At 43.0% G+C, this 15,902-nt stretch carries 10 protein-coding genes; 5 read left to right on the top strand and 5 right to left on the bottom strand.

The genetic code is table 11. The features are described 5' to 3' along the window. Positions 1-181 precede the first annotated feature (181 nt). Entirely contained in the window at positions 182-877 is a 696-nt protein-coding gene (locus OLM34_RS02755; RefSeq protein WP_264405063.1) for a phosphatase PAP2 family protein, read from the top strand. Positions 878-1,146: 269 nt separating this feature from the next. Here OLM34_RS02755 and OLM34_RS02750 read toward each other — a convergent pair whose 3' ends face one another. Then, positions 1,147-1,308, bottom strand: a complete 162-nt coding sequence (locus OLM34_RS02750) for a hypothetical protein (RefSeq protein WP_264405061.1) — start codon at positions 1,306-1,308, stop codon at positions 1,147-1,149. A gap of 840 nt (positions 1,309-2,148) precedes the next feature. Here OLM34_RS02750 and OLM34_RS02745 point away from each other — a divergent pair. Together OLM34_RS02745 and OLM34_RS02740 are read left to right on the top strand one after the other, a co-directional pair. Beyond that, on the top strand, positions 2,149-2,484 hold the full coding sequence (locus OLM34_RS02745; protein ID WP_264405060.1) for a helix-turn-helix domain-containing protein: 336 nt from the start codon (positions 2,149-2,151) through the stop codon (positions 2,482-2,484). 2 nt (positions 2,485-2,486) lie between these two features. Beyond that, positions 2,487-2,804 (top strand): helix-turn-helix domain-containing protein, encoded by a 318-nt coding sequence (locus OLM34_RS02740; protein ID WP_264405057.1) that lies wholly within the window; start codon positions 2,487-2,489, stop codon positions 2,802-2,804. Between the two features lie 57 nt (positions 2,805-2,861). On the opposite strand, the gene OLM34_RS02735 is transcribed toward OLM34_RS02740, so the two are convergent. From OLM34_RS02735 to OLM34_RS02720, 4 genes are all read right to left on the bottom strand, one after another. Then, on the bottom strand, positions 2,862-8,930 hold the full coding sequence (locus OLM34_RS02735) for an N-6 DNA methylase (RefSeq protein ID WP_264405055.1): 6,069 nt from the start codon (positions 8,928-8,930) through the stop codon (positions 2,862-2,864). Beyond that, positions 8,917-9,363 (bottom strand): DUF1896 domain-containing protein, encoded by a 447-nt coding sequence (locus OLM34_RS02730; protein ID WP_264405053.1) that lies wholly within the window; start codon positions 9,361-9,363, stop codon positions 8,917-8,919. The genes OLM34_RS02735 and OLM34_RS02730 overlap by 14 nt, the downstream gene beginning before the upstream one ends. Before the next feature lie 151 nt (positions 9,364-9,514). Next, entirely contained in the window at positions 9,515-11,620 is a 2,106-nt protein-coding gene (locus tag OLM34_RS02725) for a type IA DNA topoisomerase (RefSeq protein WP_264405052.1), read from the bottom strand. 34 nt (positions 11,621-11,654) lie between these two features. Further along, positions 11,655-13,190 (bottom strand): DUF3945 domain-containing protein, encoded by a 1,536-nt coding sequence (locus tag OLM34_RS02720; protein ID WP_264405051.1) that lies wholly within the window; start codon positions 13,188-13,190, stop codon positions 11,655-11,657. A gap of 214 nt (positions 13,191-13,404) precedes the next feature. Here OLM34_RS02720 and OLM34_RS02715 point away from each other — a divergent pair, with 214 nt between their 5' ends. Together OLM34_RS02715 and OLM34_RS02710 are read left to right on the top strand one after the other, a co-directional pair. Then, positions 13,405-13,797 carry a hypothetical protein gene (locus OLM34_RS02715; protein ID WP_264405050.1) on the top strand — a complete coding sequence of 131 codons (393 nt, stop codon included), beginning with the start codon at positions 13,405-13,407 and terminating at the stop codon, positions 13,795-13,797. A 76-nt stretch (positions 13,798-13,873) separates the two neighbouring features. After that, a complete protein-coding gene (locus tag OLM34_RS02710) occupies positions 13,874-15,871 on the top strand; it encodes an ATP-binding protein (RefSeq protein WP_264405048.1) in 1,998 nt (665 codons plus the stop codon). Positions 15,872-15,902 lie beyond the last annotated feature (31 nt).

Raw genomic sequence — 15,902 nt, 5'->3', positions numbered from 1 at the left:
GAAATATAGATTAATATGCAAGCAAATAGGATACTGATTTTAGTGCATTTTTGAAAAATTTAAACCGTCCCTTCCGGGTGTCACTGAATTGAAAATAAAAAGTCAGAGACTTTTCGGAGTGGACTCAAAATTCAAATTTTCCGCAAAATTAGCATCTTACTTTTGAAGAGAATTTTTCAATATGCACGAACGAATTATTCCATACGAAGAAAACTTGTTTTTCTTGATAAACGGCAATCATTCCTATTTTATGGACTGTATAATGTGGCTGTTCTCCGGTGGTATTATATGGATTCCTGCGGCTTTGTTTTTACTCATTGCTATGTATAAAAAGCAGTGGCAGGAATGGATTCCGATATTAGCTGCAATTATCCTTCTTTTTGTGTGCTGCGACCAATTCTCGTCATCGATTTGCAAACCTCTTTTCGCACGTTTGCGACCTACGCACTATCCGGGCATCGAAGAGTCTGTCAGGACATTGTATGGATATACCGGAGGAAAATATGGATTTATATCGGGTCATGCGACAAATGCTTTTGGTTTCGCTACTCTAACCGCACTTTTGTTCAGAAACAGATATTATACGGTTGTTATTTATCTCTGGGCATTGACCATGGCTTATTCACGGGTTTATTTGGGCGTCCATTTTGTATCAGATGTAGTTGCGGGAGCAATAGCCGGTAGTGCGATTGGATTCGGAGTATTTTGCTTATATCGATACTTTTCACGTGTATTCAACACAGAATATAAATGCAAACGAACATATTCAACCAATCGAATTAACATCATAACACTCACATTGGCATTTTACATTCTTTCAATTATCTTATTTAGTGAATTACTGATTAATATTTTTAAACCAACATTATTTTCTTAACGATGATATAATCTGTTTTATCACCTGTGATCTTTTTATGTCTGCAACATAATTATTCTCTCAATCGGGAGATAATTGATATATCGTTTTTTATCCAACGATAGACAAAACAATATTTCAACTACTCTAAAGTGACATTTTGATTGCCTGCTATACGTCGAAAACGGCGGACAGGCTTTTTGTATATAGTCTTTTCTTAAGTAATATTAAAGCCAGAAAGAATCGGTATATTCATTGTAAATAATGTTTTTTGGTGTGTTCAGTTAAATTTATTCTGGTTTGAACACTGTATGAATACCTGCCCCATTACCGGGAGAAGAAAAGCAAGTTGTTTTAATCTTGCTTTTATAATAGTTACTTTCAATAACAATAGTCGCATTTCCCTTTTTATCTTCGGGAATGAAAAATACAGAACCGTTTTTTCCAATCATAAATTGTTCATCAGGCTGGATAGCTGACAAATCATCTTTAACAAACCTACCGTTTCCTTGATAAGTATATCCAGACAGATCGTCTATACATATTCTGCAGTAATAATAAACCTTTGCTCCTGTATCAGGCTTTTTAAGATCAGGTTCATCAATAGTCTCATAAAACGCATATATTCTTATATCAGGTTATAGTTATAATCATCTTCTTCACAACTATACGTACTATAACTAAAAGTGTAAGAAAAGCCAATTTGGATATTATATTATATATTCATACAATCTCTTTTTTTTATTATATCTCAAATAAATATTGTATAAATGTAAAGGTGGAATTTTGTAGATATTTTGAATTTTATCTTTCTCTTATTTTTTTATCAGTTATCAAGTGGATTTTTTTGTCTACTGTTCAATACAACATAGATGAAACCTATCTTCAACTTGGGATCAATATGGATGAATATCGTAGAAGACTATATAAGTCATTTGCTCAGGGTGCAAGCAGGTTATTAATGATACCCAATTGAGTATTTTTGCTTTTACAACACCCAATAACCGATTTTCCACTTTTAACGGACATTTTTGTCACTTCTGAATTTTCTGTCGAAAAGAGGTTAAATATACAATCCGAGAACACACTGAATATCAACTGTTTTACTGCAACAAAAGAGAAATAATACCCAATTTCCCATTGGAATATCATGTAGAAAAACAAATTTTTCTAATACAATAAAGCCCTGTAATCACGGTAAAAGAAAATAGTCTAAAAATAGTTTACCCAAGTTGTCAATACAGGTGATTTATACTCCCGACCTTTGCAAAGTATCAATAAAACAAAGAATTATGGACGTAATAATTATGAAATCGGGAGCTTTCCGGGAGCTTATGGACAAGATAGAGGCCATAGAGAAACATATCTGCCGTATGGAACCTGAAAAATCTCCTTTGCAGGAAATATGGCTGGACAATGAGGTTGTCTGTGCTTATCTTAAAATCAGTAAACGTACTTTGCAACGTTATCGAAGCAATGGAGTGATTATCTATTCACTAATAGGTAGGAAAACCTATTATACCATTTCGGAGATAAAGCGACTGTTGGAAGAAAAACGCATCCAGCGCAGTAGCGGTTCGCTGGACGAATTGGACGCCAAAGGATTGATGACTTTGCCTAAAGATTGATTATGTTTATAGACAAGGAACATTTTGACAGTTGGATGTGGCGTATTATGGAGCGTTTCGACAGGCTCGAAAAGATGCAGTCGCCCGCATCTGTGCAAAGCAGAACACTGCTTCCCGATGGCGATATGCTGCTGGACAATTTCGACCTTTGCCAAATGCTGAACGTCAGCAAACGCACCCTGCAACGCTATCGTTCTTCCGGCGAGTTGCCCTTTCAGATGATATACCACAAAACCTATTATAAGGAATCCGATGTCATACGGTTTATTGAAAAACATTTCAGCAGTTTTCGGAATATGAATAAGAAAGGCAACAAATAAAACATGTTCAGCCGGAGTGAGAAAAGCCGTCGATTTTTTGTTTCGACGGCTTTCTCTTTAGATTTTCATGCTGCTTTTGGAAGGATTATCCGTATCGGCATGAGAGCGTGGAACGCTGCCAAGAACAATGCGTCCGCCGGAACTGTCAGCTATTTTCCTGAGCCGTGCCGGAATGTAAGGCTGTCCGTTGCCCAGAGAAGGTTGGCGGTTATCTTCCTGGGATTGTTTTTTGTTCTCTTCAACCTCGTTTACAGGCTGTCCCTCGCTTTCTTCTATCGGTTTGAGGGAAAGCTGTATCTTCCGGTCTAAATCCGTCAGTTCAGCCCTGAGAGAAGCCAGCTCCGGTTCTTTGCGCCATGTTCCGTCCACCACGTCTTTGAGTGTGGGAATATCTTTCGACAGTTTCTCATTCTCCTTTTGGAATTTTTCAAGCGTCGGTTCAATGGTTCCGAGTGCATTGATAAAATTCTGTGCTGCCAAACGTGGATCAGAGGCAAGATTACCATAGTTGTACTGATACAGGTAATCACCTTCGCCACGAACATAGAAACGGTTCTGCACAGCATCAAATCCTTCTTTTTGAGAAGTTTCACTTTTTACAAGCAGGTCGAAACCATACAAGCTACCAATCTTATCAAACTCATTTCCGGTGCGGGCGGTATCGGCAATATGATTCAGGTGTTTGCCGATAAACTTAATATCGCCGCCCTGAACACCATCCAGTTGGATAGGATTTTTATACGAGCCGTCCTCATTTAATTGTACCTGGCTTTTGAAATGTTCCAGGTCTTTACCGATGCGTTCAATCAAACCACTATTTTTCTCCACTTTTTGCAGAATCTCATCCAACTTGTAACGGCTGGATGATTTACCCCGCACGAATGCCTGCCGTTCGCTTTCCAATGTGGTGATTTTCTTTTCCAGACGGGCTTTCTCCAATAATTCCGTATTACCGGAAAGGATAGCCACATATTCGGAGAAGTTCATACCTGTCTTCTCATCCATTGCGCCCTCGTCAATGGTGCGTGCGCCCATATTGTTGGTTTTTAGTTGCTGAATAAAAAGTTCTTTGTTATGGAGTAACCCGAATTTATAGGCATCCAATGATTTTTCGACAGCATAGAGAACAACATCCACCTTATTATCGGCATAGTATTTGGCGACCTCGTTGCCTGTGCGGATGCCCCGCCCGTCGCGCTGGGTCAGGTCTGACGGTCGCCACGGGCAATCGAGATGATGAATGGCAACACACTTTTTCTGTGCATTTACGCCTGTTCCAAGCATTTCAGTCGAGCCGAACATGATACGGATTCTGCCTTCTTTCATTTCCTCTATCATGCGCTTGCGCATACTTTCGCTACTGGCGCCTTCCTGAATAAAGCGTACCTCATGGGCTGGTATGCCGTGATCTTCTACCAATTTACGCTTTACTTCACTATATACGTTCCACTCCCCAGCTTTGTAAGTGCCGAGGTCGGAGAATACGAACTGTGTACCCTTGTGTTGGTCGTACTTATAATAGTAATCGGCAATCATCCGTGCGCAATGGCTGGCTTTATTGTCCACATGGTCGCCGAAGCGTATCGGATCGACCATACGCATATCGAGCGACATTTTACGGGCGTAATCCGTAGCAATCAACATCTTTGCTTTATCTTCCCTGTCGGTCAGTTTACCACGATAGAGCAGTTCTCCATCGCCTGTTTTGGCAAACTCCACCAAACGGTCAATAAATGCCGTTTGGTCGGGTGTGGGCGGTATATTATGCAATATCTCATTCTTCTCTGGGCGGTCTATGCCGATATCGGCGGCTGTACGGAAGTCGGTGATCTCGGAATAAAAAGCCGCCAGTTCCGGCACTTTGATAAAATATCGGAAACGCTCTTTCTGCACAATCTCATTGGTTACCGAAAACTCGTAATCAATGGACTTTTTAGCAAAAACGGCTGCCCACGCATCAAAGGTTTTGAGGTTCTGGCGTTCCATTTCCTGCGGACGGAGGTATTTGAACAGCAAATAGAGTTCCGTCAGTGAATTGGAAATGGTCGTTCCCGAAAGGAAAGTTGCGCCTAAATCCCTGCCCGTGCGTTCCTGAATGGTACGGATGGCAAAAAGCATATTCAGCGCACGTTGGGAGCCTTCGGGGTTTCCCAATCCTGCTACCCGGTCGTGGCGGGTATTGAACGTAAGGTTCTTGAATTTGTGAGATTCATCGACGTAAAGGTGGTCTATACCCATGTGTTTGAAATCGACTGTATCATCCTTACGGTTTTCGATGGTGTGCATAACCGTTTGCAGCTTGGCTTCCAGATTGAGTTTACGCCTTATGCAACCTTTCAGCATGGCACGGGAAACTTCTTTGCCCTGGTCTTTGAGTACCTGCAAATTTTCCTCCACGCTGTCGAGTTCGGTCTGTAATATCTCCCGTTGCAGTTCCGGGGATTGCGGTATCTTGGCAAACTGTTCGTGTGTCAGGATAACAGCATCCCAATCGTTGTTCTTTATCTCGCGGAAGATCCTCTCCCTGTTTTTGGGAGTAAAATCTTCCTTGCCGGGATAAAGAACCTTTGCGTTCGGATAGGCGGTGCAAAACGTCTTGGCTATCTCATGTATATTGGCTTTTAAGCCTGTGATCATGGGTTTGTTGGCCAGTCCAAGCCGTTTTTTCTCCATTGCACCGCAACACATAATCAGGGTTTTACCACCGCCAACCTCATGGTCGCAAATATTTCCGCCCAATAATTTATCCATCCAAACGGCATCTTTTTGACTTTTATAGAGGTCTTTTATGCCTAATCCTTTCAGGTCAAGCCCCGGAAAGGTTTGGTGCGAACCGTCATAGTTGGGACGCACAAAACAGTTGAAGGTGCGGTTGTAGCGATCAGCCAGCCTGTCCTTAAATTCCGGTGACTGGTCGCGCAACCAATCGGAAAAACCGTTCCGCATTTCATCTATCTTGGAGTTGGCGAGTTGTATCGCTTCCGGGTCACGCACTTTTACCTCCTGCATTTTACCATCAATCAGCTTATTCACTTTCTTGGTGATGTCGGGCGAAGTGTTTTGCAGGGCGTGTTTCATTAGGTGTATGCCGTTAAATGTACGGCTCTGTGATTTCACGGCATACTGATCGGTTATTTTTACGTTCGTCCTGTCAACCTTTACGCTGTACTCGTCGATATTGGGTGCGAAGTTTATCGAAACATCCGCATCAAACAGATGCGATGCATATTTTTCATAAATACCTTTGGGTATCCAGCGTTCGCCAAAATTAAAATCAAGATCATCAAAGGCAATGGGTTTCGGGGTGGCTTCTTGAAGCGCCCGCAGAGAATCCGCTGCGGGAATGTGGTTAGGATTATCATTTAAAAAGCGCTCTACCCGTTCTGCTTTCTCTATGACATTTCCGGCTATGTATTTATCGGCAATTTCATAGCCGTTAATTTCCGGGTTGAAATAGATACTGCCGTGCAGTTCTTCCAGAATATTATCCTTTGTTCCTCTGGTAAGCCCCGCCATATATTCCAGATTCACCCCGGCGTATCTGTTTAAACTGGCGACCAACGCTTCACGGGCATCGGCAGCTTCGGTAATTTCATTAGGATTGAACGCTACCGGATGATGGAAAATATCGGCTTTCTGCGCTACCCCGTCAATATAGCGTTCGAGGGAAAGGATTTCCGTTCCCCTCGCGTCCATTTTAATCAGGTCGAGGTTTTTCTTCTCGTTCAACCTGCCGAAACGGTCTGTAAAGTTGTCGTACAGGCGATTTAGCATTTCCCTGAGGGCGGGATTGGCTTCCAACCGTTCGGCTTCATTCTGATAGAGGTGGTAATAAGTATCTCTTATTTCGACGTAGATAGAGGCTTTCTTCCCCTGTGTTTCGGTTAGTTCCAGTGGGTGGAATATAGGTTGTAAGCCGTCCATATCCCGCAGATAGCCGATACGGTTGTGTTCATCCGAAACGAGTGAACCCTCACGGTAATGCGGCAGTATTTCCGCTTTGAACGGGATCGGTTTCAGGTATTCTTCCCGTTCCTGTTCCCGCCGTAAGGCTTCCTGTTGTTCCACTCTGCGGGCATCTTCAACCGGATAAACAAGTGGTGTATTGTCTGCCGATGCTCGTTCCGGTTGCTGATCTTTCTGTTGCCGCTCTTTTTCTTCACGCTCACGATGGGCGTTAATTTGCATTTCCTCACGCCAGTCGATAAAACGCTCTTCTTCCTGTTTCTTTTTAGGTTTGACAGTCTTTTTTCGCTTGCGGGGACGGCTTTGATTGCGTTCTTCTTCGGAAAAACCGAACAGATCATAGAGGGTAATTAGCGGTTCTTTCTGTACGTTTACCTGCGGGGCGGCCTCCGTAGTCGGCTTTGCGAGAATAGGGGGATCATCCATATCGAACAGCGTTCCGCTAAAATTACCTACCGGGGCATTCTCTACGTTTTGTTTAGGCTCCATAGTCGCCTGAACAGGTGTTTCCGGGGCAGGCTCAATAATCCCGTAATCATCCGGTGTTGGCGGGTATTCTTCTATAAAGCGACGATCACTCTCATTAGCCCATGCCCCGAACTCCGCAAGGTCATCCGGTGTAGGGTCATTATCTTGTTCAACAGGTGAAATAATCTCCCCTGTACTCTCTATTGGAGTCAGTTCCCCGGTGCTTGTATTAAAATTATATCCTTCCGCCCGTGCTTTTGCGATAGCATCCTGTTCCAGTGTAATCGTTTGGGTATTACCTCGATTGTCTAAATCTTCAAAGTGTTCCTCTACGGCTTGCCAAAACGGATCAAGGTCATCCGTCTGCCAAAGGGGATTAAGGTCGTTTGGCAGTCGTTCTTTCCCCTGTGGTCTTTGAAGGTGCGAGGTGGAAACGTCGGCTTCCACTTTGTTTGAAGCATCTGCAATGTCCACTGTTATACTTTGCTCCGATTTAACTTGCGGAGCAGTTTCATTTCTTACTTGCGTTTGCTCCGCAATTTTAGGAGCAAAAGAAAGGTAGCGATCAAGGTCGAGGTGTTTGGAAAAGTCCTCGACCAGCATCCGGCGCAAGTCTCCGGCGATACCTGTTTCGCCACCGGAATGGGTAAATTCCATTGCGGGTTTGCCATAAGGGTCTGTTCCGACTTTGGCATCGGTTTGGATAACCCTGTCTAACTGTTGGAACAGGTTATTTATGGAAATACCGTTTGACAGCTTGCGGGATTCGATAAAATCCGTCTGTCGCTGTGTTACGGGATATTCGCCCGGCGGTCGTTTCTGCAATACAATGAGGTCGCTACCGACTTCCGTTCCGGCATGGTCGGTAAACAAATTATTTGGTAACCGTATAGCAGAAACCACATCGCACCTGTCCGCAAGCCATTCACGAACAGGTCGGTTTTGTTCGGAGTTGAGAACGCCTTGTGAAGTAATAAAGGCGATGATACCGCCATCACGGACGGTATCAACCGATTTCATAAAGAAATAGTTGTGCAGTGTCTGTGTACCCTGCCGACGGGACGGGTCGGTACTTGTTGAGAAAGACGGGTCGAAAAGGGCTACATCACCGAAAGGGATATTACTGGCCGCCACATCGTAATAGCCGGAATACTTCGGCTCGATGGCTTCATATCCCTGTACCCTTACATTATCCTCCGGGCGCAGGTGTTTAAGTATCATGCCTGTCATCGGGTCTTTTTCAAAACATGTCATTTCTGCATCAGGAGCGGATTCCCTTAGACTGTCGGCAAAAACGCCCGTTCCGGCGCTGGGGTCTATTACCCGAAGGGGCGTAACACCGCTTTGCGCCAACGATACAATCAGGGTGTCGGCAATGACGGGCGGAGTATAAAAAGCTGACAGAATGGAATCTTTGATGCCATTCAAATACAGCCTATACTCTTTTTCGTTAGTGGTATTTTCTTTGAGGACAATGTGCAGTTCTTCTATAAGAGGGGTTAAGGGTGTGGTTTTCCCACCGTCTTTCGGCAGTGGGTCTATCACTTCCTTAATTGCTCCAAAACCGCTGTATGCCTGCAAAACTTTTTTTTCCTCCGGGGTGGCTTCCCGTTTTTCCCGGTCGAGCGTAAAGGCTGCCTTTATCGCGTCGATATTCTGGCGAAGGTGCGCCGTTTTATTAAACCGCGCCATCTTCCAGAAGTATTTGAATGGTTCCCGTTAGTTCCGTGTATAAGAGGTCGTATGCAGGAGTGTCGGCAAAATCATCCGTCAGGGTGTATTTTGCCAGCACGTTACCGCATAGCGGTAAAACCTGCAGGGCGACCTTACGGGCGGAATTTTCGGGTATTTCCACCGGAAACTCATCCCAGAGTATATTTACAAGGGTGTTGTAAGCGGAAAAATGCAAGTCCCGGTATAGTTCGGCGCTTGCCAGTTCTTCCGCTTCAATATGGGTAAGTCCGTTTTGGATTGCCTCGCTGTAAACCCCTGCGGCGAGGTCAGAACGCTTTGTTATAAATGCCTTATCCCCGGTTTTGTCGGGATGACTGTCGTGTAGATACGATAAGAGGGATAGGCCGTAATAGGATAGTTCGCCCTGTGGCGATGAATTATTCTTTGCCATAACATTGGAATTTTAGTGGTTGAAAATATGGAGAGGGGGAAAGCGAAAAGGCGCTCCGGATTCCCACCCGAAGCGCCAACCACTAAAATTCCTTTCAAAACACGTCTTAAAAAACAATGCTATGATTAGAATCTTAGTGGCAAATATACTATTATTTCCGCTTTTTCCCTTTCCCTGCATTACCCGGTTTGTTTTTCGGAAATTCAAAAACGGTTTTATATTCACTGTCGAAAGCAATAATAGCATCGAAAGTTCCTCCGGCTTTTTTCTTGAAGCCTTTTATCAATCCGGTTTTCCCTTTACCGAAAAGTTCGGATAATTGTGCATCCGTCAGATCCTTTCCTGCAATGGAGCGGAATATCTTCAGTCCGCAATCGGGATTCTGGCATTTAGCAACTTTGGGATAGAAAACCACCTGCCCGCTGCACTTAGGGCATTTACATCTGGTGCGATTGCTCGCTCCCTCGATAGAAATAGTGAGCAGCTCCGTTGTAATCTGTGCGGCATATACTTCTATACCCTTGTGAAAAGTATCCGCATCCATTCCTCCCAAAGCGATTTTATTCAGTGCGCTTTCCCACTCTCCAGTCATCGAAACATCTGCAATTTTCTTATCCTTAACGGCCAGATACACGGTCAATCCTTTATTGGTGGGTACAAGTGATTTTTTTTCGCGTACAATATATTCGCGGGAGAATAGCGTTTCGATAATGGCTGCACGAGTGGCAGGCGTTCCGATCCCCGATTCTTTGAGAGCTTCACGTTCGGCTTCGTCCTCAACTTCTTTGGAACAGGTTTCCATTGCGGATAACAGGCTGCTCTCCGTATGCAATGGACGGGGTTTGGTCTGCTTTTCCAATATATCGCAACCTTTCACAGGCAGGCTGTCGCCTTGAACAATGTCGGGCAGTACGGTGGCATCTTCCTCTTTTTCTTCTTCCTGTGTGCCAAATACGCCACGCCATCCGGCAGAAAGGATAATACTTCCCCGTGCCGTAAATGTTACTCCGTCACATTCAAGGGAAACAACTGTATTTTCTTTCTTACACTTTTTAGAAAATGCTTCCAGCATACGTCCGGCAACCATTTCGTAGATGATGCGTTCATCGGGTGAAAGTTCGCCGGGCTTGTTCTCGGTAATGATGATCGCATGGTGGTCGGTAATTTTCTTGTCGTCCACACTGCGGATATTAAGTGGGGCATTCTCCATTGAAGCGGCGTAAGCGGAAAAGCGGGAATAGCTTTTCATACTGGCAAGTAGCTGCGGTATTTCATCGAATACGTCGGTAGAGATATAGCGGCTTCCGGTACGGGGATAGGAAAGTACGGTCTTTTCATAGAGCGCTTGCGCTATCGTCAGCGTTTTATCTGCTGAAAAACCGTGTTTGCTGTTGGCTTCTTTTTGCAAAGTAGTCAAGTCATATAATAATGGTGGTTCCTGATTGGCTTCCTTGCGTTCCACACTTACCACATTTGCCGTACCGCCGGAATTTACAAGGGCGTAAAATTCATCCGCTTTTGTCCGGATATCATACTTCTCCAAAGACAGGGCTGAAAAAGAGGTGGCATCTTTGGCTGTATGCAGTTTGAGTTGGAAATAGGTCTGCGGTTTGAAATCCTTATTTTCCAGATAGCGGCTGCATATCATCGCCAATGTAGGTGTTTGAACCCGTCCGAGAGAGAATACACCGCTTCCGGCGGCAATACTTAATGCCTGGCTGGCATTAATTCCCACAACGTAATCTGCATGACTTCGAGCACGGGCAGACAGGTACAGGTTATCGTAATCGCTGCCCGGACGGAGGTTTTGAAGTCCCTCACGAATGGCACGGTCGGTCAGACTGCTGATCCAAAGGCGGTCGAACGGCTTTTTACAATCGAGGTAATTGTATATAAAACGGAAGATAAGTTCTCCCTCCCGTCCGGCATCGGTCATAACGATAATCCGGTCGGCACGGGAGAATAACTCCTTAATTACGTTTAGCTGTTTCAGTGCACCGGGGTCATTCTTATATTCCTTGCCCTCTTTAATCTGTCGGGGTTGGAGGATAAACTCTTTGGGGAGTATCGGCAGATTCTCCGCCTTAAACCCTGTGAAACCGTAGGCTTCGGGCATCGCAAGTCCGACCAGATGGCCGAACGCCCATGTAACGGCATAACCGTTGCCTTCTAAATATCCGTCTTTCTTTGTTGTTGCTCCCACGATAGCCGCTATCTCACGTGCTACGCTGGGTTTTTCTGCAATACATACTTTCATTGTTTTCTATTTTTTATTATTGTGAATAAATGGATTAGGAAATTTTGGGGCTTCTCTTTGCTTTTCGTGCAGACTGCCGTTTTGAGGGATTTTGCCGCTGCTTGTTCTCATCTTGCTTCTTTTGCTGGCCTTCGGTCGGTTTCTGCTGCCCCTGTTGAAGTGGCTTGTCCACTTTCTTGGTTGCTTCGTTGGTCTTACCCTCGGAATTGACGGCGACCTGTGTTTTGCTCTCGGCAGTGGGTTTTACTGTTGCACCCTGTTTCTTGGCGTAGTCGGGATTCCATTTGAAAAAGTCCAATTTGCCTTTTTCGTAGTTCGGTTTAACCCACGCATTGAAAGGCTGATCCTGACCGTCTTTCATCATGGCTTTCACATAGGTGGCTTTACCCGCCTCCAATGATTTAATCTGCTTTTCGTCAAGCTCAACCCCCAATAGTTTTTTAGGGATAAAAATTTCTTTTTTATCCTCGCCCTGTGAAACCTCTTTTTTTGTTTCCTGATCTTCCGCCTTTTTCTGTTGGCGGATTTCTTTATTCTCCTGAGAGTAGCGGTTACGGTCTAAGCCGTCATAGGTAAAGTCGAATTTCTTGTCCGCAGCATTGACCTGAACATAGCCGTCGAATTTTGTTCCACTGCGGGAAGTCATGCCCTCGACTAACACTTTCCGTCCTGCGGCAAAGTCCAACTTCTGCCCTTCGGTAAGTTCGACACCTTTGATTTTGTCAATCGGGCCGATCCGACTGACGGGCAAGACTTCCAATCCGTTCGTCATTTTGTCGAGGGTAACATAACAAGGTTCTTTTTTGCCGGGGGCAAGTTCCAGTTCAATTACTTTTCCGGCATTGCCCGTAGCCAGTAGATTGGCTTTTGCTTCATCATCGAGCTTTGTGCCATGCAGGGGTGCATCCAGATTCGGCTTTTCTTGGTGGTAATGTGGAATAGCCTTGATTGAGCCGTCCGCCTGTTCTTCCAGCGAGATACGCCCTTTTGTGGGGACGCGCATACCGCCGGGTTCCATTTCGGGATTCATTTCAACCATCTTGTTGGACTTATGGCCGTAGGACATCGCTTTCAGGTGGGGCTCCACATCTTCCCACTTAATCCCTTTGCGTTCCAAATCTGCCCGGTCGATTTTGCTTACGTCCATCGGTTGGAAAGTCGATTGGGAAGTGGTATCGCCGCCACCCTGCTGTACTTTGGGGTTCAGTCCTTGTCGGGCTGCCAGTTCTACTGCCGGATCGACACGGTACTTTTCCAGTTCTTCGGGTGGAAAGTTCATCTTGACGAGCTTGTTAAAAACGCTCTCGATCATGATAAAAACTTTGTTGATGGGATTGGATAACCCTGAATGTGCCGGATTATCCGCCTGCTCCATCATCTTTTTGAAAAAGGCTTCAATGAAAGAATCGTTCGTGTTCACATTCAACAGGGAAGCCAGATTTGCTTTAGTGGGTTCGACGGTCTGAATGTTTCCGTCCTTATCCACATCGGTAACGGCTTTCAGTTGGCCGCTGCTTGCATCTTGAACGAGCATTACTTTTTTGGCATCGTTCTTTAATTTTTCGTCCATATTTACGAATGTTTTTAGTTCGCACCAATAGCGGTGCGTAGGCGAAATTAGACTTAATGACTTGTATGTAAAAGGGTTGAAATCTGTACTGTTGCTTGCGGAAAACAACTGGCAACTTGTGGCATCAAAGTATTAGTACCGAGAGGAAATTATGCAATGGCTTTTCCCTTACCCGGTTATATTGCCTACCTTTGGGGAGAGATATTTTTAAGGTATGATTGAGCAATTTTATTCTATCAGGCATTTGTCCACAGAGCAGTTAAGGGAACTGTTCTCATCTTTCCGCAGTCAGGGATGGGTGGATTACGATTATTATAAGTTGATGATTGAAGGGGTTACTCCACCGGAGTTGTCGGATGAGGAAATAATGTTCAATATGGACGGAGCCAATCCGCACAATTACTTTGTATTCATGCAGGGTATGGAAGATGAAAAAGACGGGATAATGATTGGTTTCGGACTGACGGATTACCCGTTATTCGGGGCATTTCTGCACTTGGATGAAGGATTGTTGGACGAGATAATGGAGAAATACGGATTAAAACCGACCAATACGGGTGTAGGGTTTCCATTTGGAGATAGAGAAAATAAAAGATTACTGAATTAAATTTCAAAAATATAGTTTGTAATCAGACTTCTAATCCCTGATTTTTATGTAATTTTGTTTTTTAATTCTGATAAGTATGCCAACAATAATAGACTTAGGGGTTGAACATGACCATATAGAATCTCTTACCAAAGCAAGTGGGATAACTGCTCTTTGTGAATTAATTTGGAATGCTATTGATGCTGATTCCTCAGAAATTCACATTAACTATAAGAAGAATGGTTTGGGTGGATATAATGAAATAGAGATAATTGACAATGGGCATGGATTATCATATGAAAAAGCCAAAAACGTATTTGGCAAATTAGGTGGTTCTGAGAAGAAATATACAACGCAAAGCCCTGGAGGTAGATCATATCATGGTAAAGAGGGAAAGGGTCGATTTAAAAGTTTAGCCTTAGGAGATTTAGTTACTTTTTTCAGTATTTATAAGGATGATGATAGTTATAAGACTTTTACAGTAAAGGTCAGTAATAGCCAGTTATCTCATTCAGAAATAAGTGATTTAAAGCAATTACCGAAAGGGGAAGGTTCTCAAGGGTTCAGGGTTTTAATTCAAAATGTCAATGATGTTAATGCAGAACAAGGACTTAACCTAAAAAATAGAAGAGAAATAGAGGAAAAATTCGCTTCATTTTGGATTAATTATCAAAACTTTAAGATATTCTTTAATGGCAATGAGCTGAATTTTGATTCCCTGATTAAGAATACATATGAAGAAACTTTGAAATATGAAATAAATAACCTCACTTATTCATTTGTTGTAAAGATTATTGAGTGGCAATTTGACAATAAGAAAAAAACATATTTTTGCAACACTAAGGGCATACCTTTTCTTGAATATAATTTAGGTATTAGGTCTTCTCTTCCTATCTCAATCTTCATTCAATCTGTCTATATAGAGCAACTCCACAGGGAAAACACCTTGAATATGGGGGAAATGAATGAGGATTTGAATGTAGCATATAATGATGCTAAAAAGATAGCCCGACAATATTTGAAAGACAGACTGCATCTTTATTCTAAAGAATTTATAGAGGAATTAAAGAGAGAGAAAATCTATCCATACGAGAATAAGCCAGAGAATATCGTTGAAGAATCTACAAGGCAGGTTTTTGATATAGTTGCATTACAGGTAAATGAATATCTTCCCTCTTTTGGCGATCAGGATAATAAAGGGAAAAAGCTCACATTATCTCTTATTAAAGAGGCATTGGAGTCAGGGTCTGTTAATCTAAAAAGAATTTTAAGCGAAGTTATTGAACTCCCAAAGGATAAGCAGAATGAGCTTGCAGATATTCTGGAAGACACATCATTATCCTGCATAATTGATACCATGACTGAAATCAAGAACAGGTTAAACTTCTTGCAGGGATTAGAACAACTCGTATATGATAAAGAACTCAATAAAGATGTAAAAGAAAGAAAACACCTTCATAAAATTATTGTCAGAGAAACTTGGATTTTTGGAGATGAATATACTTATGGGGTTGATGACATTTCTTTAAAAAATGTCTTGAAAGCATATATCAAAGACCACTTGGAGCGAGAGGATTTTGAAGAAGTTGTGGAGTCTGAAGATAATGGGGATTTACAAACAATACCAGATGTTTGCCTCTGGCAGCAATACAGTTTAGGTAAAAGAGGTAAAGAAAACTTGGTCATTGAGTTGAAGAAACCCACTGTAGATGCAGGGATTAAAGAAAAAGGACAGATAGAGGGTTACGCAGCAAGAGTAGCTAATGATGCCAGATTTCCTAAAGACAAAACCAGATGGAAGTTCTATCTGATTACTAAAGAAATAAAGCCGGAATTAGAGCCTTTGATAAATCAGAAACATAGGAAATATGGTCATGTTTCAGAAGGAGATAATTTTGATGTATATGTTTTGAGGTGGGGAGATATCATCACAGATGCAAAATTGAGGCATGAGTTTATAAAAGAAAAACTTAATATCTCTTTACAGGATAATAATGAAGGACTTGAATATCTGAGAGCAAAATACAAGGAATACCTGCCTGAGAATTTTGGAGAAGAAAAACAACCTCAAGAGGCGGAAGAAATAGGAAAATAATGGTAGTGTCCTTTACTAAGAAAACCCTACA

Source organism: Anaerorudis cellulosivorans (assembly GCF_025943985.1).
GTDB lineage: Bacteria > Bacteroidota > Bacteroidia > Bacteroidales > Dysgonomonadaceae > Anaerorudis > Anaerorudis cellulosivorans.
The sequence above is the reverse complement of the archived record's forward strand: the minus strand, read 5'-3'. Positions and strand labels throughout refer to the sequence as shown.

Coding starts and splice junctions, on each gene's coding strand:
- OLM34_RS02720 (WP_264405051.1), bottom strand. CDS start 13,190: ATGGACGAAAAATTAAAGAACGATGCCAAAAAAGTAATGCTCGTTCAA.
- OLM34_RS02745 (WP_264405060.1), top strand. CDS start 2,149: ATGGACGTAATAATTATGAAATCGGGAGCTTTCCGGGAGCTTATGGAC.
- OLM34_RS02730 (WP_264405053.1), bottom strand. CDS start 9,363: ATGGCAAAGAATAATTCATCGCCACAGGGCGAACTATCCTATTACGGC.
- OLM34_RS02715 (WP_264405050.1), top strand. CDS start 13,405: ATGATTGAGCAATTTTATTCTATCAGGCATTTGTCCACAGAGCAGTTA.
- OLM34_RS02755 (WP_264405063.1), top strand. CDS start 182: ATGCACGAACGAATTATTCCATACGAAGAAAACTTGTTTTTCTTGATA.
- OLM34_RS02710 (WP_264405048.1), top strand. CDS start 13,874: ATGCCAACAATAATAGACTTAGGGGTTGAACATGACCATATAGAATCT.
- OLM34_RS02725 (WP_264405052.1), bottom strand. CDS start 11,620: ATGAAAGTATGTATTGCAGAAAAACCCAGCGTAGCACGTGAGATAGCG.
- OLM34_RS02750 (WP_264405061.1), bottom strand. CDS start 1,308: ATGATTGGAAAAAACGGTTCTGTATTTTTCATTCCCGAAGATAAAAAG.
- OLM34_RS02735 (WP_264405055.1), bottom strand. CDS start 8,930: ATGGCGCGGTTTAATAAAACGGCGCACCTTCGCCAGAATATCGACGCG.
- OLM34_RS02740 (WP_264405057.1), top strand. CDS start 2,487: ATGTTTATAGACAAGGAACATTTTGACAGTTGGATGTGGCGTATTATG.